This window comes from Pseudomonas mandelii (assembly GCF_900106065.1).
In the GTDB taxonomy this organism is placed as follows: domain Bacteria; phylum Pseudomonadota; class Gammaproteobacteria; order Pseudomonadales; family Pseudomonadaceae; genus Aquipseudomonas; species Aquipseudomonas mandelii.
This window is the reverse complement of record NZ_LT629796.1, coordinates 6744023-6766011: the sequence shown is the minus strand read 5'-3', so window position 1 is coordinate 6766011 and position 21989 is coordinate 6744023. Positions and strand designations below refer to the sequence as shown.

Annotated in this window: 20 protein-coding genes and 1 pseudogene; 8 read left to right on the top strand and 13 right to left on the bottom strand. The window is 60.8% G+C overall.

Going from position 1 to position 21989, the window contains the following annotated elements; translation table 11 throughout:
• Positions 1-65: 65 nt before the first annotated feature.
• The 6 genes from BLU63_RS31385 to BLU63_RS31360 all read right to left on the bottom strand — a co-directional run bounded on the left by BLU63_RS31385 (position 66) and on the right by BLU63_RS31360 (position 7022).
• Complete coding sequence (locus BLU63_RS31385; protein WP_083377137.1) at positions 66-1631, bottom strand: amino acid permease; 1566 nt, start codon at positions 1629-1631, stop codon at positions 66-68.
• A 132-nt stretch (positions 1632-1763) separates the two neighbouring features.
• Positions 1764-2924 (bottom strand): iron-containing alcohol dehydrogenase, encoded by a 1161-nt coding sequence (locus tag BLU63_RS31380; RefSeq protein WP_083377136.1) that lies wholly within the window; start codon positions 2922-2924, stop codon positions 1764-1766.
• Between the two features lie 3 nt (positions 2925-2927).
• Positions 2928-4319: an aldehyde dehydrogenase family protein gene (locus BLU63_RS31375; RefSeq protein WP_083377135.1), complete on the bottom strand. Its 1392-nt coding sequence runs from the start codon at positions 4317-4319 to the stop codon at positions 2928-2930.
• Between the two features lie 10 nt (positions 4320-4329).
• Positions 4330-5703, bottom strand: coding sequence for a glutamine synthetase family protein (locus BLU63_RS31370; RefSeq protein ID WP_083377134.1), 1374 nt, complete (start codon positions 5701-5703; stop codon positions 4330-4332).
• A 193-nt stretch (positions 5704-5896) separates the two neighbouring features.
• Entirely contained in the window at positions 5897-6403 is a 507-nt protein-coding gene (gene mug, locus BLU63_RS31365) for a G/U mismatch-specific DNA glycosylase (RefSeq protein ID WP_010459017.1), read from the bottom strand.
• On the bottom strand, positions 6396-7022 hold the full coding sequence (locus BLU63_RS31360; RefSeq protein ID WP_010459018.1) for a TetR/AcrR family transcriptional regulator: 627 nt from the start codon (positions 7020-7022) through the stop codon (positions 6396-6398). The genes mug and BLU63_RS31360 overlap by 8 nt, the downstream gene beginning before the upstream one ends.
• A 252-nt stretch (positions 7023-7274) precedes the next feature.
• Here BLU63_RS31360 and BLU63_RS31355 point away from each other — a divergent pair, with 252 nt between their 5' ends.
• The 5 genes from BLU63_RS31355 (at position 7275) to BLU63_RS31335 (ending at position 13367) form a co-directional block, all read left to right on the top strand.
• On the top strand, positions 7275-8411 hold the full coding sequence (locus BLU63_RS31355) for an HlyD family secretion protein (protein WP_083377133.1): 1137 nt from the start codon (positions 7275-7277) through the stop codon (positions 8409-8411).
• Positions 8411-9883, top strand: a complete 1473-nt coding sequence (locus BLU63_RS31350) for a DHA2 family efflux MFS transporter permease subunit (protein WP_083377132.1) — start codon at positions 8411-8413, stop codon at positions 9881-9883. Before BLU63_RS31355 ends, BLU63_RS31350 begins: the two co-directional genes overlap by 1 nt.
• A gap of 19 nt (positions 9884-9902) precedes the next feature.
• The gene (locus tag BLU63_RS31345) at positions 9903-11393 is read left to right on the top strand and encodes an efflux transporter outer membrane subunit (RefSeq protein WP_083377131.1); all 1491 of its coding nucleotides are present in this window, start codon (positions 9903-9905) and stop codon (positions 11391-11393) included.
• A 22-nt stretch (positions 11394-11415) separates the two neighbouring features.
• The gene (locus BLU63_RS31340; RefSeq protein WP_083377130.1) at positions 11416-12366 is read left to right on the top strand and encodes an aldo/keto reductase; all 951 of its coding nucleotides are present in this window, start codon (positions 11416-11418) and stop codon (positions 12364-12366) included.
• A gap of 62 nt (positions 12367-12428) precedes the next feature.
• Positions 12429-13367, top strand: coding sequence for a LysR family transcriptional regulator (locus BLU63_RS31335; RefSeq protein ID WP_010459023.1), 939 nt, complete (start codon positions 12429-12431; stop codon positions 13365-13367).
• A 52-nt stretch (positions 13368-13419) separates the two neighbouring features.
• Here the strand turns inward: BLU63_RS31335 and BLU63_RS31330 are convergent, their stop codons facing one another.
• Positions 13420-13692, bottom strand: a complete 273-nt coding sequence (locus BLU63_RS31330; protein WP_083377129.1) for a DUF2790 domain-containing protein — start codon at positions 13690-13692, stop codon at positions 13420-13422.
• A gap of 367 nt (positions 13693-14059) precedes the next feature.
• On the opposite strand from BLU63_RS31330, the gene BLU63_RS31325 reads away from it, so the two are divergent.
• Together BLU63_RS31325 and BLU63_RS31320 are read left to right on the top strand one after the other, a co-directional pair.
• Positions 14060-14713, top strand: a complete 654-nt coding sequence (locus tag BLU63_RS31325) for a peroxiredoxin (protein ID WP_010459028.1) — start codon at positions 14060-14062, stop codon at positions 14711-14713.
• Between the two features lie 20 nt (positions 14714-14733).
• On the top strand, positions 14734-15192 hold the full coding sequence (locus tag BLU63_RS31320; protein ID WP_083377128.1) for a GNAT family N-acetyltransferase: 459 nt from the start codon (positions 14734-14736) through the stop codon (positions 15190-15192).
• A gap of 74 nt (positions 15193-15266) precedes the next feature.
• Here the strand turns inward: BLU63_RS31320 and BLU63_RS31315 are convergent, their stop codons facing one another.
• Positions 15267-16727, bottom strand: coding sequence for a M15 family metallopeptidase (locus BLU63_RS31315; protein WP_083377127.1), 1461 nt, complete (start codon positions 16725-16727; stop codon positions 15267-15269).
• A gap of 128 nt (positions 16728-16855) precedes the next feature.
• Positions 16856-17056: pseudogene (locus BLU63_RS31310) on the bottom strand (NAD(P)/FAD-dependent oxidoreductase); the annotation flags it as partial.
• A gap of 99 nt (positions 17057-17155) precedes the next feature.
• Between BLU63_RS31310 and BLU63_RS31305 the strand changes: the two are divergent.
• Positions 17156-17491, top strand: a complete 336-nt coding sequence (locus BLU63_RS31305) for a hypothetical protein (protein WP_370693274.1) — start codon at positions 17156-17158, stop codon at positions 17489-17491.
• Positions 17492-17641: 150 nt separating this feature from the next.
• Here the strand turns inward: BLU63_RS31305 and BLU63_RS31300 are convergent, their stop codons facing one another.
• The 4 genes from BLU63_RS31300 to glcD are packed head-to-tail and all read right to left on the bottom strand — an operon-like array spanning position 17642 to position 21848.
• Positions 17642-18043, bottom strand: a complete 402-nt coding sequence (locus BLU63_RS31300; protein ID WP_010459048.1) for a heme-binding protein — start codon at positions 18041-18043, stop codon at positions 17642-17644.
• On the bottom strand, positions 18040-19281 hold the full coding sequence (gene glcF / locus BLU63_RS31295; protein WP_010459050.1) for a glycolate oxidase subunit GlcF: 1242 nt from the start codon (positions 19279-19281) through the stop codon (positions 18040-18042). The genes BLU63_RS31300 and glcF overlap by 4 nt, the downstream gene beginning before the upstream one ends.
• A gap of 3 nt (positions 19282-19284) precedes the next feature.
• Positions 19285-20349 carry a glycolate oxidase subunit GlcE gene (glcE, locus tag BLU63_RS31290; protein WP_083377126.1) on the bottom strand — a complete coding sequence of 355 codons (1065 nt, stop codon included), beginning with the start codon at positions 20347-20349 and terminating at the stop codon, positions 19285-19287.
• Entirely contained in the window at positions 20349-21848 is a 1500-nt protein-coding gene (gene glcD / locus BLU63_RS31285; protein ID WP_010459055.1) for a glycolate oxidase subunit GlcD, read from the bottom strand. The genes glcE and glcD overlap by 1 nt, the downstream gene beginning before the upstream one ends.
• Between the last annotated feature and the right edge of the window lie 141 nt (positions 21849-21989).

Genomic DNA, 21989 nt, shown 5'->3' with positions numbered 1-21989 from the left:
CAACTCCTGATCTATCTGTTTTCATAAAACGGGACGCTTGGCGTCCCGTTTTTATGGTGGTGGTATCAGTCTCCGAAACGTTTGTTCAGCGCCTCTTCCGCCGCAGCGATTTCGGCCTGACGCCTGATGATCACGTCGCCCACCGGCGGCCCCTGGAAGCGGCGGGCTTCAAAACCGAACCAGACAATCGCCGTCAGCACCAGAAAGCCGATGGTGATGTACAGCGCCCAATCGTTCGGTGGCTGGATGCCGATGACGAAGATGATCACCATCGACAGGATCGAGAGGAGGGCGAACACGGTGAACCAGAAGCGTCCCATGTTCCACGGTCCCATGGTTGGCCACCTCGAGGTCCCGTAGGTGAACAGGCCGAGCACGATAGGGATGATGAAGGAGAAGAACAGGAAGATCACCGTGCAGGACACGACGATGGTGTAGACCGGTGTTTCACCGATCGAGATCACCGAAGAGCCCCAGACGAACAACACCGCGAGGGTGGCGCCGGTCCAGATTGCCGCCACCGGGCTGCGCAGGGTTGGCGAGACCGATGACAATGCTCTGGAGAAGGGCAGGCCTCCGTCGCGGGAGAAGGCGAAGATCATGCGCGAGACCGAGGTCACGGTCGCCAGTCCGCAGAGGAATTGCGAGATGAAAATGGCCACGTACAGCGCCGTTTTTACCGTCGGGTTCACTTGCGTGTCCATCGCCCAGAAAAACACGGTCCAGCCATGCTTCGCCGCTTCGTCCATGCTAGGCAGCATCAGCACGAACGAGCTGAGCATCACCCAGCCGAACAGCATCGACCAGACCACCGACATGACCATGCCCCGTGGCACGGACAGGGCGGCATTGCGGGTTTCTTCGGAGGTGTGCGCGGAGGCGTCATAACCGGTGATGGTGTAGATCGGCAAGAGCAGGCCGAGCATGAAGATCCAGCCGTTCGAGACCTGCGGCCAGACGTTGCCGCCTGCTTCGCCGGAGTAGTTGCTGAAGGTCCATAACCGGGCAAACTCATAACTGGGCGCCGAGATCAGGCAGACGATGGTCAGCGCCAGTGCAGTGGCGAAGATCAGATAGCCCGAGAAATCGGTGAGCTTCGCGGTCAGGCCAATCCCCAGGTGGTTAAACAAGGCCTGCAACCCCGTGAGGATCGCCAGGAAAATCATCCGTGTCGTGATGGTGTCTTCCATCCCCAATGCGGGTCCGAAAGCACCAAAAAAGAAGTAGTAAGTGCCGACGTTGATCGCGCCGAGCACGGTCACCAGCCCCAACAAGTTGAACCAGGCCGTCAGCCACCCGGTAAAGCGGTTCCCGAGAATCGAGCCCCAGTGATAGAGGCCGCCAGCGGTTGGGTAGGCTGATGAGATCTGCGCCATGGCCATGGCGAAGACCCCGGAGATCAGGCAACCGACCGGCCAGCCGATGCCGATGGACGCACCACCCGCGCCCGAGGTGCCCTGGGCGAGTGAGTTGATGCCACCCGAGAGGATGCAGATGATCGAAAAGGAAATGGCAAAGTTGGAGAAAACGCCCATTCGTCGCGAGAGTTGCTGGGCATAGCCCATGCTGTGCAGCACCTTGACGTCATCGTCGTGCGACGCGTTGGTGCCGGCTTGGCTTGCTGGCTTCATGTTGTGTGCCCCTTCAGGTTTTGATACGCATCCATCCGTGTCCCGGATGGGCTGGCTTTCAACCCCTTGTCGTACTGCTCCTTTTCCAACCGGTACACCCTGTCCATGCCCATGTCTGGACAGACAACTGCTCTAGATACGGCCGTGATAAGCCGCGTCGAAAATGCTTGCCGCGCCAGCCCGGGTCAATGGCAGCGGGTTGCCGCCAGCAGAGGGGTCGACAATGGCCATGTCCGCGATCAGGTCGGCCTGTTGGTCATCCACGCCCAACTCGACCAGCGTGTGCGGCACGCCGATGTCTTTGCGCAGTTTGAGGATGAAGGCCAGAAAGCTGTCGAAGCCGGGCGAGGGCAGACGCAGATAAGCCGCCAGGCGCGTGATGCGTTCTTCGATGGCGGGGCGATTGAATTGCAGTACGTAGGGCATGAAGGTGGCGTTGGTCATGCCGTGATGGGTGTCGTACAGCGCGCCGACCGGATGCGAGAGGGCGTGCATGCCGCCCAGGCCTTTCTGGAATGCGGTGGCGCCCATCGCGGCGGCGGCGAGCATTTGCGCGCGCGCATCGAGATCGGACGGGGTGTGGACTGCCCGCACCAGCGCGTTGGCCACCAAGCGGATGCCTTCCACTGCGATGCCATCGGCCAGTGGGTGAAAACCAGGCGCGCAGTAGGCTTCCAGGCAGTGCGCCAAGGCGTCCATGCCGGTGCCGGCGGTGACTTTGGCCGGCATGCCGACGGTCAGGGCCGGGTCGCTGATGACCACGCGCGGCATCATTTTCGGGTGGAAGATGATGCGTTTGGTGTGGGTGCGTTCATCGATAATCACCGCTGCGCGGCCTACTTCCGAACCGGTGCCCGCCGTCGTCGGCACCGCGATAACCGGAGCGATTTGGCTCTCGTTGGCGCGTGTCCAGTAGTCGCCGATGTCTTCGAAATCCCAGACCGGCCGGGTCTGGCCGCTCATGAAAGCGATGAGCTTGCCCATGTCCAGGCCGCTGCCGCCGCCAAAAGCCACCACGCCATCGTGTTTGCCGGCGCGCCAGGCATCGAGTCCGCCTGCGAGGTTGGCTTCGACAGGATTGGGCTTGAGGTCGCAAAACAGCGCGACGCCGAGGCCGGCGGCACGCAAGGAATCCAAAGCCGCCGTGGTGATCGGCGCGCGCCCCAGGCCGCTGTCGGTGACCAGCAACGGTCGCTGGATACCCTGGCTGCGACAGACCTCGGCCAGTTCGCCGATGCGACCGACACCGAAGCGGATGCTCGTGGGGTAGTTCCAGTTTCCGGTCAGGCTCATGGCTCAGATCTCATGGCGCAAATGGAAGGATTTTGCTCGGGTCAGATGCTCGTAGCCCAGGCGCGATAGCGTCACGCCGCGACCGCTGTTCTTGACACCGGTCCAGGCCAGGGCCGGGTCCAGGTAATCGCAGCGGTTCATGAACACGGTGCCGGTGTCGATCGCGTTGCCCAAGCGTTCGGCGGCGGCGAGGTCCTGAGTCCAGACGGAAGCGCTGAGCCCGAACTCGCTGTCGTTCATCAAGGCAATGGCCTGGTCATTGCTGGTCACCGGCATGATGCCGACCACTGGACCAAAACTTTCTTCGCGCATCACCGACATGTGATGGCTGACATCGACCAGCACCTGGGGCGCGAGGTAGGCGCTGCCGGGTGCGTCGAGGGGAAAGGCCTTCGGATCGATCAGCGCTGTTGCGCCCTTGGCCAGCGCATCGGCGATTTGCCCGCGCACAAATTCAGCCGCGCCCGGATTGACCAGCGGACCGAGTGTGGTGGCTTCGTCCAATGGATTGCCCAGTACGTATTGATTCGTCAGCGCGACGAATCGCTCGACAAACGCCGGGTAGATTTTTTCATCGACATAAATGCGCTCGACGGCACAGCAGCTTTGCCCGGAGTTGAAGAAGCTGCCGTCCACCAGGTTTTCCACCGCGTGGTCGAGGTTGGCGTCTGCGCGGACGTAGGCCGGGTCCTTGCCGCCGAGTTCCAGGCCCAGGCCGAGGAAGTGGCCTGACGCTGCGCTTTCCATCGTTTTGCCACCGCCGACCGAGCCGGTGAAGTTCACCTGCTGCACGCGGCCAGAGGCAATGATTGCGGCGGTCTGGTCATGATTGAGCAGCAGGTTATGGAACAGGCCTTCGGGCAGATTGGCGCGGCGAAACGCTTCGGCGAACCGTTCGCCCACCAGCAGCGTTTGTGAGGCGTGTTTGAGGATGACGCTGTTGCCGGCCATCAGTGCCGGAATAATCGTATTCACTGCCGTCAGATAGGGGTAGTTCCAAGGGGCGACGACCAGCACCGTACCCATCGGCTCGCGCTTGATACAGCGGCGGAAACCGGTGACAGGCGTGGGTTCAATGGCTGCCAACGCTTCGGGTGCAATGGCGATCATATGCCGGGCGCGCTCTTCGAAACCGCGCAGTTCGCCCGCGCCAAAGCGCACGGGGCGGCCCATTTGCCAGGCCAGTTCCGGGACGATTTCGTCCTTCATGGCCAGCATCGCGTCAACGGCGGCACCGCAAAAGTCGGCGCGCTCGTTCAGCGGTCGGTGCTTCCATTGCGCCTGGGCCGCTGCGGCAGCCGCCAGCGCCTGCTCGATCTGCGCAGCATCGGCGCAGCGACGTTCGGCATAGACCCGGCCATCGACCGGTGAAATGAGTTGAATCGTTGCAGTCATGATGGCGGTCTCAATAGCGCTCGAAACCGCGCTGCAATTCCCAGTCGGTGATGCGCCGGTCGTACTCTTTCTGCTCCCACTCGGCGGTGTGCACGTAGTGGTCGATCACTTCATCACCGAATGCCTCGCGCAACATGGTGGAGCCCTGAAGGGCGGCGCAGGCTTCGCGCAGTGTCTTCGACACTTCAGGCAAGTGTTCGTCAACGTAGGCATCGCCTTCAAAGGGCGGCGTGAGGTTGAGCTTCTCGTCGATACCGGCCAGCCCCGCAGCGATCAACGCGGCAAAGGCCAGATAAGGGTTGAGGTCGGCGCCGCCGATGCGGCATTCGATGCGGATGGATTTGCTGCTTTCTGCACACAGACGAAAGCCTGCGGTGCGATTGTCGCGGCTCCAGACCGCACGGGTCGGCGCAAAGGTGCCGGCCTGAAAGCGCTTGTAGGAGTTGATGTACGGCGCGAGAAAGCAGGTGATGTCGTTGGCGTATTTCAGCTGGCCGGCCACCCAGGCACGCATCAACTTCGACATGCCAAACTCGGCCTTGGCGTCGAAGAACAGCGGCTTCTTGGCGTTTTTGTCCCACAGCGAATTGTGAATGTGGCTGCTGGAACCGGCGGCGTCATACCGCCACTTGGCCATGAACGTGATCGCCTTGCCTTGCAGCTGCGCGATCTCTTTGCAGGCGTGCTTGATGATGACGTGGTGGTCGGCCATGGTCAGCGCATCGGCGTAACGAATGTTGATCTCTTCCTGGCCCGGGCCCCATTCACCCTTGGAGTTTTCCACGGGAATGCCGGACGCCTGCAGATGCTTGCGAATCGCCCGCAGCACCGGCTCCTCGCGGGTGGTCTGGAGGATGTTGTAATCCTCGATGTAGTGGCCGGCGGTTTTTGGTTTGAGGTAGTTGCGCTCGTGGATGGCCTCGTAGCTCTCGTCGAACAGATAGAACTCCAGTTCCGAGGCGAACATGCCGGTGTAGCCGCGTTCGCGCAGTCGCTCGATCTGCTTTTTCAGAATCGCCCGCGGGCTGTGCGGCAGGTCCCGCCGATGGTGGTGATCGAGGACATCACACAGTACCAGCGCCGTGCATTCCAGCCAGGGCACCCGCCGCAAGGTCGACATGTCGGGTTTGAGGACGAAGTCGCCGTAGCCTTTGCTCCAACTGGCGGCGGCGTACCCCGGCACGGGTTCCATGTCGATGTCGTCGGCCAGCAGGTAATTGCAGCAGTGGGTTTCTTCGTGGCCGCTGTCGATGAAAAACTCGACCTGGAATCGCTTGCCGACCAGTCGGCCTTGCATGTCGACCATGCAAACCAGAACAGTATCAATCTCGCCGGAGGCGGCAGCACGTTTGAGTTGATCAAAACTGAGGAGGGGCTCGGTCATCACGTAGTCCTGCGTGAATAGGTTGGGCCTGTCTGAAATAGCTGTTGCAGACGCTCTCCAGAACAACCCCAAACCTGCAGACGCGAGCATCGTGTGCAATAAGCTGCTCTAAGCTTAGCTTACGGTTGCTGAACGCAAGTTTTGTTGATCGACGCCGGGTAGAGGGCATTGCCGTGCATGCCCTCGGTGCAGGCTAATTCACTGCCGACCAGAGTTGGCGGTACGCGGCCACCAGTTGGTCCAGGGTGAAGGCGAGATTTCGCCCGCTCGGGTTGGGCAGGACCCAGACCTGGGCATTACCAAAGGTGTGTGCCTGAAGCCCCCAGGCAATGGTTCGCTGGCCGGATAGCGCGCTGTACGCCGACTTGCCGAGAAACGCGACGTAGCGTGGCGCATAGCGAGCGATCTTCTGTTCAAAACTCGCGGCGGCGGCGGTGAATTCGTGCAGGGATAACTGATCCGCCCGCGCCGTGGGCCGATCCACCACGGCCGTCAATCCGCAGTGATAATTCAAGATCGTCCGGTCGTTTTCCGGGCGCACCTCCTCCGGCGTGAAGCCTGCCAGATGGAGCGTGCGCCAGAAACGATTGTTTCGTCCGGCAAAGTGGTGCCCTTGAGCGGCGGCCGTCATGCCCGGGTTGATGCCGCAGAAAATCACCGCCAGATGTTCCGCCAGGATGTCTTCAAGTCCTTCACGCACCGCACATCACCCCGACCGCATTGCGTGCCAGTTCCGTCAATTCCTCTCGGGATTTGCCTGCCCGCGCGCGTATCGAAATGCTGTGCAGCAAGGAAGACGCGAGGACGGCGAGGGCGGCGGCGTCGACGTCGGCTTTCAGTTCGCCGGAATCAATGGCCGTGCGCAGGCGTGTTTCCAGATCGGCATCGAGCCTGCTGAGCCGCTCGGAAAGCACTTCACGAATTTCCGCATCCTCGACCGCTTCGGTGGTCGCCGTGCCAATCGCAAAACAGCCGCGCGGTTGGCCGTCACCCGAGAAGTAGATCGATAGCTGCCCCTCGTAAAAACGCATCAAGGCATCGCGCAGGGGCAGGGTGGTGTCCGTCAGCGCTTCATGCATCGCCGCCGCAGCAAATTCCCAATATTGCTCAAGCGCTTTTATGTAGAGCGCGTGTTTGTCGCCGAATGCGGCATAGAGGCTGGGGCGATTCATGCCCGCTGCCGTGGCGATGCTGTCCAGCGAAGCGCCGGAATAGCCGGTGCTCCAGAACACACCAAGCGCTTGCTGCAGCGCAGTCTGCGGGTCGTACGCGCGAGGGCGGCCGCGACCTTTTCCTTCGGTAATCTTTTTTTGTGCCATGTCGTATAAAAACCTTGATGGAGGGTAGGCGTGGGGATATTCTTACACCATCGCACAAAATTAAGGAACCAGAAATTCCTTGGTTTACGGTTTGTTGAAGCGGAACTCGAACTGAGTGTTGCGGCGACGAAACAGGTGCGGCGGAGCGATCCTCCAGTCCGTGCTCGGGCTTGATTCCTCACAGCAACTATTGACGTCGGGGCCGCCGCATTGTTTGCCGGCCCGATGTCCCGGTGAAAGGTGTATTCGATCATGACTAAACAGTTCGACATCCCGGCTTCGCAGAGCTTCGAGCACCCCGCGCCGAACCTTGGCGATACGCCTATCAAGAAACCCTTCAAACAGAAACTGCGGCCATTGCTGATCATCGGTCTGCCGCTGATTGTCGCCGCGGTTGGCTATGCCCACCATCAAGCGGGCGCGGCGATTGTTTCGACCGATAACGCCTACGCCCGAGTGGCCAAGGCATCGATCAATGCGCGGATTTCCGGGCAAGTGGTCGAGATCGCCGTCGAGGACAATCAGCGCGTACACAAAGGCCAGGTGCTGTTCCGCATCGATCCGAAACCGTTGCAGATTGCCGTCAACCGTGCAGAAGCACAGATCAGCGTGGCGCGCCTGCGGATCGATGGACTCAAGGCCAACTACCGGCAGCAGCAGGCTGAGCTGCAATCGGCGAAAGAGTCCGCCGATTTCGATCAACGTGAATTTGCCCGGAAAAAGGCGCTGGTCGCGACCGAGTTTGTCTCGCGCGCCATTTACGAGCGCGCCGACACGGACCTTAAAGTCGCCCGCCAACGGGTCACGTCAATCGAGCAACAGATCGCCAGCACCGTCGTGGCCTTGAACGGCAATCCAGACATCGACGTTAATGCCCACCCGACGGTTCGCGAAGCCAAGGCGCAGCTCGACGAAGCGCAGCTCTACCTGTCGTACGCGACGGTGTATGCGCCGGATGACGGCATCGTCGCCAAGGTCGACGATCTGCAGGTCGGCAACTTCGTCAACAACGGTGCGCCAGCCTTTGCCCTGCTGTCCGAACGCGATATCTGGGTGGAAGCCAACTTCCGCGAAACCGATGTCACTCACATGCGTCCTGGCCAGGAAGCGACGGTCAGTATCGACACCTACCCGGATCACGTATTCAAGGCCCACGTGACCAGCATGAGCCCGGGTGCCGGCTCGGACTTCGCCTTGCTGCCGCCGGAAAATGCCACCGGCAACTGGGTCAAGGTCGTGCAGCGTGTACCGGTGCGGCTCGAACTCGATCAGACCGACCCCACATTGCCGCTGTTCTCGGGCACCAGCGCCACGGTCAAGATCGATACCGGCTACCGCACGCCGTGGTGGCATCCGCTCAAGGCTTTGCTGACCGCAGGTAACTTCTGATGAACGCTCATCTTGCCGGACCTCAAGGTGCGGGAACGTTAAGGTTCGCTGCGTTGCTTGCAACGTATATGCAGTCGGCGAACCTGCCACTTCCCAATGCCGTGCTCAGGTTGATTCAGGGCAGCCTGTCGATGACCGACGATCAGGCGGGCTGGATTTTCACCTCGTACCTCGCCGCGAGCGCCATCACCCTGCCGATCGCGCAGTGGCTCGCCGGGCGATTTGGCCTGAAGCGGGTGTACCAAGCCGCGCTGGCGTTTTTCGTCCTCGGCTTGCTGCTTGCCACCCAGGCCACGACGCCCTTGGAGTTCGTCGGTGCCCGCATTATTCAGGGCCTGGCGAGTGGGGTGCTGGCACCGCTGTCGATGGCGATTTCGCTGGAGACATTGCCCCTTGAGAAGCGCGCGAAGTTTGGCGCGACCTGGACGGCCATCGTGCTGTTCGGCATCGTCAGTGGCCCGAGCATCGGTGGCTGGATCGGTGAACATTACGGCTGGCGGCCGACGTTCTATCTCAGCCTCCCGTTGTCGGCGTTTATCGGCCTGGTGATGACGTTGTTGCTGGCCGAAAAGAAAGCCGAGAAGCGGCCGACGTTCGATTTCTTTGGTTTTGGCAGCTTCACGCTGGGGTTGATCAGCCTGCAAATGCTCCTCGACCGTGGTGAACGCCTCGACTGGTTTGCCTCGACCGAGATCTGGCTGGAAGCAATCGGCTGTGCATTGGGGTTCTACCTGTTTGCGGTGCATGTGCTGACCACGAAGGTGCATTTCCTCAATAAGCGTTTGTTCAACGACCGCAACTTCGTGCTGTCGACGATCATCTTTTTTGCCGTCGGTTTCGTGCTGTTGTCGACCATGGCGCTGACCTCGCCAATGCTCGACGAGATTCTCGGCTACCCGCCGGACACCACCGGTTCTTTGACCATCCCCCGGGGTATCGGGCTGGTCGGTGCGTTCCTGCTGATGGGCCGTGTGCCTGAGCGTTTCGACCGTCGGCTGTTCGTGGCGGCAGGGGTTGGTGTGGTGATCTATGCCAACTGGCTGATGCTCGGTTATTCGCCGTTGATGGACTGGTCGCCCGTGGCGGTGGCCGGTGCGATCCAGGGGATTGGCATCGGCATCTTGATGCCGTCGCTGACCAACGTTGCGTTCAGCACGCTCGATCCGACGCTACGTCCTGAAGGCACCGGTCTGTTCAATCTGTCCCGTGTGTACGGCAGCACTTTGGGCGTGGCGATTGTGCAGTTGTATTTCTTCAACAACACACAAGCGATGCACCTGGCGCTGGCGAGCAACCTGACCCCGTACCGCGTCGGCCCGATGTCCCTGCAAGCCTTGGCTGGCCTCAACGAAATGATCACCGGCCAAGCGGCGTTTATCGCGGTGGTCGACCAATTCAAGATTTTGATGGTGGCGATGCTGGTGGTGAGTCCACTGGTTGTCTTTCTTCGCAAGCCCGTTCCGACCAACTAGTTTTCGTGGAGTTTGCCCAATGAAATCCTCTGCACGCTTCATCAACAGACAACTGTTCAAGACCACCTTCGGTGCGGCATCGGCGCTGGCATTCCTGACCGCTTGCACCGTCGGCCCTGACTATCAAATGCAGCCGCCGAGTCTGTCGCAGCATTACGATCAACAGGCCGAGCAACGCCTCGGTCAGGGCGGCAACACGCCCGGTGAACAGCATATCGACCTGGGTAAAAAGGTCCGCGGTGACTGGTGGACAGCTTTCCAGTCGCACAAGCTCAACAGCGTGGTGCGTCGCGCCATCGAGGGCAATCTTGAACTCGTGGCAGCGGACGCAACAATCCGGCAAGCCGCGTCTTCGGTAGCTGCCGCGGAAGGTGCGTTGTATCCGCAAGTCGATTTTGGCGCGACGGCAGGCCGCCAGCGGGTACACAACGCCAAGGAGCCTGCCACCTCCAACTTCTATGCAATCGGGCCGCGGGTTGGCTTTGACCTTGACGTGTTCGGCGGCAACAAGCGCGTGATCGAACAGCAAGAAGCGTTTACCGCGCTGCAGAAGCATCGTTATGAAGCGGCGTACCTGACCCTGACCGGCGACGTTGCCAGCCAGGCATTGTTGGTGGCTTCCGCCAACGCGCAGATCGCGGCCGTCGAGAAGCTGCTGGCCAATGACGCCAAGAACCTCGACCTCGTGCGCATGGCCCACACCAACGGCACCACCACGCAGATCGACGTTTCGTTGGCCGAAACCCGGCTCGCCCAGGACCGCACGCTGCTGCCGCCCCTCGCTCAGCAGCGCGATGCGGCACGCCACGCGTTGTCGATTCTGACGGGCAAAGGCCCGGGTGACTGGAGCGCGCCGGACTTTGATTTTGCCGAGTTCGTATTGCCGGCGAACGTGCCCGTCAGCGTGCCCTCGGAAATGGCCCACGGCCGGCCGGACGTTCTGCAAGCCGAGGCCGAATTGCACATGGCCAGCGCGGCCGTCGGCATCGCCACCGCCAATCTTTACCCGCGCGTCACGTTGTCCGCGTCGTTGGCCCAGGCCGCCTCAGGCAATGGCGGCGCTGCACTCTGGGGTTTCGCGGCGGGGATCGCGGGGCCGCTGTTCGATGGCGGAACGCTCAAGGCTGAACGTCAGGCGGCCGTCGACGGCTACAAGGCGACGCTCGCTGGCTACCAGCAGACCGTCATTCAGTCGTTCGGCCAGGTCGCGGACTCGCTGCAGGCCATCAACCATGACGCCGAGCAAAACCTGGCGCAGGAAGACGCGTTACGCGCCGCCGACACCAGTTTGCGCTTGAACCAGCAAGCCTATGCGCAAGGCGAGAACAGCATCCTTCAGGTGCTGGAAGCGGAGCGTGCCTATGAGCAGGCGTTGCTCGGTCAGATCCGCGTGAAGACCGCGCAATACCTCGACACCGTGCGGCTGTACGTGGCGCTCGGCGGTAATTCCGTCGGCGCGTTCGAGCAGCGCGTTGCCAGCCGCGAAGCCCCGAAACCTTCGTATCAATAGCCCCAGAGATTGGAGTACAGACATGACTTACGAGCACTTTAACGATGACCTTCGTGACACGAAATTTCCGTTGAATCACGGCTCCGGCGCAATGCCGGCCGTGGGATTCGGCACCCTGTTTCGCGACCTCAGCGTCACCACCCAGGCGGTCAAGGACGCGCTGGAAGCAGGCTTTCGCCATTTCGATTGCGCCGAGCGTTATCGAAATGAAGAACAGGTGGGCGTGGCCTTCAAGGAAATGCTGGACGCCGGAAAAGTCCGCCGCGAAGACCTGTTCGTCACCACCAAACTGTGGAACACCAACCACCGTCCCGAGCGCGTCGCACCGGCGTTCGAGGCCAGTTGCCGACGCCTCCAAGTTGATTACATCGACTGCTACCTGATCCACACGCCGTTTGCCTTTCAACCCGGCGACAACCAGGACCCGAGAGATGAAGAGGGCCACGTTATCTACGACGACGGCGTCACGCTGATCGAGACCTGGCGGGCGCTGGAGCGCCTGGTGGATGAAGGCCGCTGCAAGTCGATCGGCTTGTCGGACATTACCCTGGAAAAACTGCGAGAAATCGTCGAAGTGGCGCGGATCAAACCGGCCGTGGTGCAAGTTGAAGCTCACCCGTACCTGCCGGAATGGGAACTGCTCGAATTCTGCAAAGAGCATGGGATTATCGTGCTTGCGTTTGCGCCACTGGGCCACGGCATGGAGCCCAATGTATTGGAAGAGCCGGTGATTACCCAGATCGCCCAACGTGTGCAGAAAACCCCGGCGCAAGTGGCGCTGGCCTGGTCGGTGCAGCGGGGCGTGGCGTTCCTGACCACGTCGGCGACACCGAGTCACATCCGGGAAAACTTCGATATTTCGACCTTGCCGCAACGGGCCATGGTTGAAATTCAGGAGGACATCACGACCCGGATTCGATTCAACTCTGTAGTCGAAACCGGCGTCCCAGGATTTATTCCGCGCAAGAAGTAACCCATGATGAAGAGGCAGCCTTGCAAGGCCGCCTCTTTTTTCCATCCCCCGAGGTGAAAACGATGGACGTGTTCCAGACCCTGCGGTTTTTCGTGGCGGTGGCCCAGAGCGGCAGCTTTACGGCGGCGGCGCAGGTATTGGACACCAACACCACCAACGTCTCCAAAGCGATCTCCAGTCTGGAAGCCAGGCTGCAAACCCGACTGATCAACCGCACGACCCGCCGTCTGGCGCTGACCGAAGCCGGCCTGCGTTACCTGGAACGCTGCGAGAGGATTCTTGACGAGGTGCGGGAGGCCGACGAGGAAGCAGTCACCGCGAACACCCAGCCTGTAGGGCGGCTGAAAATCCATGCGATGTCCGCCGTTGGCAATCATTACGTGATCGACGCCATTGCCAGATACAGAGAGCTGCACCCTACGGTCATGTTTGATTTGACCCTGACTAATCGACTGCCGGATTTGCTGGAGGAGGGCTACGACATGTCGATCGTGCTGGCCCGGGACTTGCCCGATTCAGGCTTCGTGGCGCAGCGCCTCGGCGTCACGTACAGCATTCTCTGCGCGTCGCCGGCGTACTTGAAAAAACGCGGACATCCGGATTCCCCGGCCGCGCTCGCTGCACATGACTGTCTGAAAATCGTGAACACCGTCATGCCGGTTGAAAACTGGGTATTGGACGGGCCCGAAGGCGTGGAAACCGTCAACGTGGCGTTGTCACCGTTTCATATCAACACCGCCGATGGCATGACCGTCGCAATCACCAATGGGATGGGGATTGGTATCCAGCCCATTGCATCGGCGGTCAATGGCTTGCGGGCCGGCACGTTGGTGCGTGTATTGCCCGGCCATCACCTTGAAGCGCTGAATCTGTATGCGATCTATCCGTCACGAAAGTTCGTCGATGCAAAAATAAAGACCTGGGTAGCGTTTCTCAAACACTCCATTCCGGTCGTGTTGGCCGCGGATGAAAACATCGTCGGCTCAGCGAAAAAAAGTTGATTCACACAGGCTGCAGGCATGGAGTGTCGACCCTCCATCATCCTGGCAGCGTTCAACCATTTGAACATCCGGTGCCCATCACCTGGTACTGAAGGACATGGCGTTGACCGTTGGAATCTTCATAGGTCATTTGCGCCGGGACGGGGCCGCACTCGTTCGCAATGTCGGTCACGGCAATGACTTTCTTGATGTCCAGTTGGGTGCTGTAGGTGTAGCGTTCAACCGGCGTCTTACCGGCTTCGGCCGTTGACTGGCTGTCGTTTGCAAAGGACTGTGCGGCGATACCGCCCAGCGCCAGGAAAAGCGCCACTTTCAGTATTTTCATTTTATTCACCGTCTCGTCTGGGTTGCTCCGGTGTCGCCATTGGCTTACCGGGTAGAGACGATGCTAGGGCGTTACCCCTCCCTCAAACAGCGGCCCGCTGGACAAACACTGTTGCTGGATTACGCATGAATGGCCGGCGTCGAAAAGCCTGAGACGCATGCTGGCACGTCGCGCTGGCGGTGTTGCCTGACAGCGTACGGAGGCCTGAATCAACGACTTACAAAGTGAATGCGCCGGTCACCGGCAGGTCTTGAAGCGTCTCCTATACTGATCCGCGTTGATCGGTTCAACACAGATCCCGAATGCCGTTGGAACAGCGACTGGCGTTGCGACGGCCTCCCTACAAGCTCACAGTCAGGAGAACGATATGACCATCCGCATTGGCGACGAAGCACCGGACTTTACCGTCGAAAGCACCGAGGGCACGCTGCATTTCCATGAGTGGATTGGCGACAAGTGGGCGATCCTGTTCTCGCATCCCAAGGACTTCACCCCGGTGTGCACCACTGAGCTCGGTTACATGGCAGGGCTCAAGCCAGAGTTCGATAAACGCAACACCAAGATCGTCGGGCTCAGCGTCGACCCCGTCAGCAATCATGCGAGCTGGGCCAAGGACATCGAAGAAACCCAGGGGCATGCGGTCAACTACCCCATGATCGGCGACGAAAATCTGGTGGTGGCCAAGCTCTACGACATGATCCATCCGAATGCCAGCGGCGGCGCACGCACCGCCGTGGACAACGCCACGGTGCGTTCCGTGTTCATCATCGGGCCGGACAAGAAGGTCAAGGCGATGCTCATCTACCCGATGAGTGCCGGGCGCAACTTTGATGAGGTATTGCGTCTGCTCGATGCACTGCAACTGAACGCCAAGCACACCGTTGCCACGCCGGTGAACTGGCGTCCGGGTGAGGATGTGATCATTCCGACTTCCGTCTCTGACGAGGACGCGAAGAAGAAATACCCGGATGGTTTCAAAACGGTGAAACCTTATTTGCGCACGGTGGCGCAACCCAAGTAACCCCTAGGGAGACCCCAGGCATGGCCGTCCAAGTCTTGCGCGTCGAGGCAACGCACATCGACAAAATCGCCCCCCTCTTCGACGCTTATCGAGGCTTCTACGGCCAGCCCTCGAACCTGCCGCAATCCCGTGAGTTCATTGCCGAACGCATTGACCGGGATGAGTCCGTGATCTTTTTCGCATCGGACCTTTCCGGTGATGCGCTGGGGTTCGTCCAACTGTACCCGACATTTTCCTCCATCGACGCCCACCGCACCTGGTTGCTCAGCGACCTGTTCACCAAACCCGAATCCAGGGGGCAGGGCGTGGGCCGGTTGCTGATGAACGCTGCCCGAGCCTTTGCGCTGTCGACCGGCGCCAAGGGCATGGTGCTGGAAACGGCCACGGATAATTTCGGCGCGCAGCGGTTGTATGAGTCGTTGGGTTACGTGCGCGACACGGGGTATTACACCTACTGCCTTGATTTGAAGCAGGGCTGACCAAGTCAGCCGCTATAGGTCTCCATGATTAGCCGGCCGGAACCTGTTATCCAGCACTCGATTCACCTCTTCCATCAACGCCGAGGCAATTTCCATCGCTCGCGCAATTGCTCATATTCCCCCTCAGGCATCTGCACCAACACCGGAGACTCACGGGGATTCAGCCACTCGAACAACCGCGAAATATCCCCCTGATCCATTGCCGTACACCCCAACGTAGGCGAAGCAGGTCCCCGCCAGATATGGAAAAAGATGCACGAACCTGCACCCGGTGACGCTGGCGTGTTGTGCTCGATCAAGATCCCTTTGCGATACCCAGCCTCTTCGCGCATCTGCTCGGAACTGTTCCAGTCCTTGGCTATCGCCGCGCCGTCGACCAATTCGTTGTAACGTTCGGATTTTCTGTCATCCACACACTCTGTGGTCGAGGTCAGCGCAAGATAAGGCAGCTTTGTCGCGGCCGTCGCGTCATAACCAAACGCAGTCCCGAGTCTGAAGATCCCGGCAGGTGCTTTCCCATCACCTTCACGTTTGACCGGTCCTTCACCAGGCTCAACGTTGCCCAACCCTTTACCCCACGCCATCCCGTTCTTGCCGACCACCACCGCAAAGCCGTCGCCGACTTTTCGAAAGCTGGCCCCGTCTCGTTCATAGCGCTGGGCGATGCCCTGAATGTCATCCCAGTTTTTTGTGGTGACCACAATCAATTGGTGACTGCTGTCCAGTACCTCGTTGGTACTCAGCGGTGTGATGGGAAAATCCATCACGCTCTTCGGCGCTCCGTCTCCACCGAAAGTGAAGTGCCACCATTCTTTCGAGTAACCGGCGAAACCCTCTTTCTCCATGGCGCTGCTGAGCCGCTGACGGTTTTCCTTCGCCGTCGCATTGATCGTCGGGTTGGCGGTGTGCGCACGCTCATCGAAGCAATCGTACCCGGTGCCCATGTCGAGTGCGCCGTCGCGCCAGCGCTGGGCATAAGGCGCGGTGCAATCGACTTGCGCGGCCTTGGGTATCCAGGTGTCGGCGGTCAGAGCCTTGGGGCCGATGAGCGTCAGGTCCACGGTTGAGCCTCTGGAGTGATTCGACACCCGCGCCACATACCCCAGCCGCCAGAAGTCCTGCTTGTCGACGCGCGGATAGAACTCGGCTTTGCGCGGGTTCCCCGGCTCAGTCGCGAAGCGGCCCATATCGGCCACCGCACGGCTGGGTCGATAGCAGTCGAACACCTTCAAGCCGTAGCCTTGCTTTTGAAGTGCCCGTTGCACCCGGGCGAGGGCCTGGGCGGTGTCCAGCGACAGCAGGCACTCGGCGGCATCGTATCCGTCGAGCGAGTGTCCGGTGAAGTTGTGGGCGCTGGCGTAGCGGATATCTTGCTCGATGGTGGGGTCAATCGTGCGCAGATAAACCATGTTGTCGGGTCTGGGCCCGGCATTGGCGATGCCTGGCAGGATGGCGCTCAGCAACAGCAGTGACCGCAGCCACGTGCGGGCGGGCTGGCGGGGGCATTGAACCGGCAAGGGTAGCGAGGAGGGCATACGAACCTTCAGGTTTAAGCGCATGAAGTGGTTATCAAGTCCGGAGGACGCTTCAAACGATCTTAAACCATGACCGCCAGTGTCTGGCTGATTCATATCAGGGTGCAGGCATTACGATGGTAAACGCAAACTGCCGCGACACTGGCGTTGACCACCCATTCGACGCCCAGGTGTTCGGACGCTTCGATGATGGAGGGACGAATGCCGTCACCCATCGTCGCGCCGATCTGCGGCGCACGGTCGACAATGATCACGCGCACATCCTGATCGTCGCCGAGCACGGCCCGCAGGCGCGCCGGCATTTCGGTGCCGGTCTCGATGCTGTTGTAGACGCTCAAGCTGCAATAGCTGAAAAAGAGGCAATTTGCTGGCCCCGAAGCGTCACGGTTGTCGCCAAAATCCACTTCATTTTCAGGTGGTTAGGCGGAATGCAATTGCGAAGAGTATTTGTCACGATGATCTCGTTTGCCCTGGCCAGCGTTGCAGCCTCTGCCCAAGCCAAGGAACTGGCGTCCAATGACCGGTATATGTGCAGCTGGGGGGCGGGCACGGCGGCGAGGGCTCAGGAACTCAAGCTGGCCGGGGTCTCCCTGTATGCCGCCCGGCAGAAGCTACAGGCCTACAAATTCAGCAAGGCGTGGATGCGCATGATGGCGATGGGCATCACCGAACAGACTTACGACAGCAAGTCGCGGTTCAAGCCAGCGGATGTCCGGCAGAATTTTTATGAAGAGTGCGTGCGATACAAATTGGCGCGCAAGTAAAACTGAGGTGTAGGACCCACCGCAATTCCCTGTGGGAGCGAGCCTGCTCGCGATAGCGGTGTGTCAATCAACATTGATATCAGATGATCCACCGCATTCGCGAGCAGGCTCGCTCCCACAGGGTTATGCGGTGTTGATCGGGTTTTCAGTTCAGTTCAGACACTGCGCGCCGGCCTTGGCCACTTGTGCATCCTGCTCGGCCTTGACGCCGGACACGCCGACCGCGCCGATCACCTGGCCATCGACGATGATTGGTACGCCACCTTCCAGGGACGTCAGCAACGGCGCGGACAAAAACGCGTAGCGTCCACCGTTGACCATCTCTTCATAGCCTTTCGATTCCCGTCGGCCAAGGGCTGAGGTGCGGGCCTTTTCGGTCGCGATGTAGGCGCCGATCGGGGCGCAACCGTCGAGGCGCTCCAGGGCCAAAGGATGGCCTCCGTCGTCGACAATCACGATGGTCACGGCCCATTGATTATTCTGTGCTTCGTTGCGTGCGGCGCTGAGAATCCGGCTGACTTCGGTCTGGCTGAGGACGGCTTTGCTTTTCATGGGGATACTCCGGGGTTCGATGAGGGCAACGCGGCTTCGACCAGTTCGATCCAGTGGCGCACAGGGGTTCGGCCCGCACCGTCAAGGTGGGACTGACAGCCGATATTGGCCGTGACAATGACTTCGGGATGACCGCTTTCCAGCGCATTGAGCTTGTTGTCGCGCAGTTGCCGGGACAGCTCCGGTTGGGTCATCGAATAGGTGCCCGCCGAGCCGCAACACAGGTGACCGTCGGGAACGAACGTGAGGTTGAAACCCAGGCGCGTCAGCAGCGCCTCAACCGCACCGCCGAGTTTCTGTGCGTGCTGCAAGGTGCAGGGGCAATGGAAGGCCAGGCGCTGGTCGCTGTGGATGCCGAGCTGGTCCAGCGGCTCCTCGCGCAACACTTCAACCAGATCCTTGGCCAGTGCGCTGACCTTTCTGGCCTTCTCGGCATACGCCGCATCGGTGCTGAGCAGGTGGCCGTAGTCTTTGATGAAGGCACCGCAACCGCTGGCGGTTTGCACGATGGCCTCGGCGCCTTGTTCAATGCTCGGCCACCACGCGTCGATATTGCGGCGCGCGCGATCAAGGCCGGCCGCCTGGGCGTCCAGGTGATAATCGACCGCGCCGCAGCAACCGGCCTCGCGCGCCGGTGTCACGCTGATCCCCAGTCGATCCAGGACACGCGCGGTGGCCGCGTTGGTGTTCGGCGACAGACTCGGCTGCACGCACCCTTCGAGCATCAGCACCTGCCGGGTGTGGCGGGCGGTCGGACGTTGTTTGGCCGGATACACACGGCGCGGCAGCTTGGCTCGCAGCGTGTTGGGCAGCAGCGCACGGAACACCTGACCGCTGCTGAGCAGTGCTTTGAACAACCCCGGGTTGGGTACGACGCTGCGCAAGCCTTCGCGCAACAAGCGTTGGTCGAGCGAACGCGGCACAGCCGCATCGACCACCGCGCGGCCGATGTCGAGCAAGTTGTGATAGTCGACGCCCGAGGGGCAGGTGGTTTCGCAGTTACGGCAAGACAGGCAGCGATCCAGATGCTGTTGGGTCTTCTGGGTGACCTCGTTGCCTTCCAGCACCTGTTTGATCAGGTAGATGCGCCCACGCGGCCCGTCCAGTTCATCGCCGAGCAGTTGATAGGTCGGGCAGGTGGCGTTGCAGAAACCGCAGTGCACACACGTGCGCAGGATGCTTTCGGCTTCTTCGGCGCGGGGCAGTTGGCGGGCCTGTTCGCTCAAGGTGGTCTGCATGGGTCAAAGCTCCGCGTACAGGCGACCGGGGTTGAAGATGCCCCGTGGATCGAGTTGGTCCTTCAAGTTGCGGTGATAGCGCATCAGCGCGTCCGGCAACGGTTGGAAGGGGCTGTCGATCAGGCCGTGGCTGTAGCAGGTCACGTGCCCGCCGACTTCAGCGACGACCTTGCGGATGAACGCCGCTTCGGCATCGGATTTGAGCCAGCGCTGGGCGCCGCCCCAGTCGATCATTTGCAGGCCGGGCAGGGACAGTCGAGGCGTGTTGTGCGGGACCGACAGGCGCCACAGCGGCTGGTCTTCATCAAAGAAGCTCAGTCGATGTTCGTTGAGATCCGCCCAATACGAAGCGTCCAGCACTTCGCCACCCAAGCGGTCATGCGCCGCTGCCACCGAACCTTCGCCACCTTCAAGCCGCAAGTGCAGGCGCTGACCGTCGTGGCACGCGGCGCTGATCGGCAGCGGTTGCTGGCCCCATTCGGCGAGGCGCAGCAAGGCACGATCGCTGTCCATTTCCAGGCTGATGCTTAACGCTTGCCGAGGTTTCGGCAGCACTTTCAGCGAGACTTCAGTGATCACACCCAGTGCCCCATAACTGCCGGCCATCAAGCGCGACAAATCGTAGCCGGCGACGTTTTTCATGACTTCGCCGCCGAAGCGCAAATGCTTGCCGTGGCCGGTGATGACCCGTGTCCCGAGCACAAAGTCCCTGACCGAGCCTGACCACGGGCGCCGCGGCCCGGACAGTCCACTGGCAATCATCCCGCCCACGGTGGCGCCGTCTCCGAAGGAGGGTGGTTCGCACGGCAGCATCTGCTGCGCCGCATCCAGCACATCGGCCAGTTCTGCCAACGGCGTGCCGCAGCGTGCGGTGATCACCAATTCGGTCGGGTCGTAGCTGACGATGCCTCGGTGGCTGCGGGTGTCGAGCACTTCGCCCGCCGCGATACGGCCCAGAAACGCTTTGCTGTTGGCGCCCTGGATCCGCAGGGGCGTGGCGTTTTGCAGGGCCTGATTAACCTGGTCCAGTAGCGCGCCGCTGTCATCGATGTCGTGTTTGCTGCGCATCAGAATCGCTCCAGATCAGGGAAGGGCATCTGACCCAGGTGAACGTGCATCGCGCCGAATTCGGCGCAGCGATGCAGCGTCGGGATGTTCTTGCCAGGGTTGAGCAGGCCGCCCGGATCGAACGCGGCTTTGACGGCATGAAACAGGGTCAGCTCATCGCTGTTGAACTGCGCGCACATCTGATTGATTTTCTCGCGGCCGACCCCGTGTTCACCGGTGATGCTGCCGCCGACTTTCACGCACAATTCGAGGATCTTGCCGCCCAGGGCTTCGGCGCGGTCGAGTTCGCCGGGTTGGTTGGCGTCGAACAGAATCAGCGGGTGCATGTTGCCGTCACCGGCATGGAAAACGTTGGCCACCCGCAGGTCGTATTCAGCCGACAGCGCGGCAATCGCCTGCAGCACGCCGGGCAGCTCGCGGCGCGGGATCGTCCCGTCCATGCAGTAATAATCCGGCGAGAGGCGGCCCACTGCCGGGAACGCATTCTTGCGCCCGGCCCAGAAGCGCACGCGTTCCGCCTCATCCCTGGCCTGGCGGACTTCGGTGGCGCCGGCCTGTTCCAGCACCTGGCGCACACGGTCGCAGTCATCGTGGACGTCGGCTTCGACGCCATCGAGCTCGCACAGCAGAATGGCTTCGGCGTCGACCGGATAACCGGCGTGAATAAAATCTTCTGCAGCGCGAATGGCCAGGTTGTCCATCATTTCCAGACCGCCCGGAATGATGCCGGCGGCAATAATGTCGCCGACTGCACGACCCGCCTTTTCGACGGAATCGAACGCTGCCAGCAGCACCTTGGCGGTTTGCGGTTTGGGCAGCAGTTTGACCGTGACTTCGGTGATCACCCCCAGCATGCCTTCGGAACCGGTAAACAATGCCAGCAGGTCAAACCCGGGCGAGTCGAGGGCTTCGGAACCCAGGCTCAGGTGTTCGCCATCGACGGTGAGGATGTCGACTTTGAGCAGGTTGTGCACGGTCAGGCCGTATTTCAGGCAATGCACGCCACCGGCGTTTTCGGCCACGTTGCCGCCGATTGAACAGGCGATCTGCGAGGAGGGGTCCGGCGCGTAATACAGGCCGAACGGTGCGGCGGCCTGGGAAATCGCCAGGTTGCGCACACCCGGTTGAACCCGCGCCGTGCGTGCGGCGGGGTCGATGTGCAGGATGTTGTTGAAACGCGCCATCACCAGCAGTACGCCTTTTTCGAGCGGTAGAGCACCGCCGGACAAACCGGTGCCGGCGCCGCGAGCAACCACCGGGACGTGAAACTCATGGCAGAGCTTAAGCACACCCTGGACTTCGTCGATATGGCGCGGCAGCACCACCAGCATCGGCGTAGTGCGGTAAGCGGATAGTCCGTCGCATTCATACGGCTTGAGTTCTTCGCGCTGATGCAGGACTTCCAGGTCCGGCAGGCGAGCGCTCAGTGCCTGGAGCAGGGCGGCTCTGTCGACATCAGGCAGAACGCCGTCGACGCGTTCATCGTAGAGGATGTTCATAGGCGGTTCGCGACCCTCCGTTTGTTTTTATTAGAGGTCTGTTTGCGGTGAAAGCTCACTTGCATCATTGGCCTGACGCGACCTACTGTCCATGTGTTGTTTGAGTGGTCGAACCAGTTCTTCAGGGGTTGTTTCTTCGAT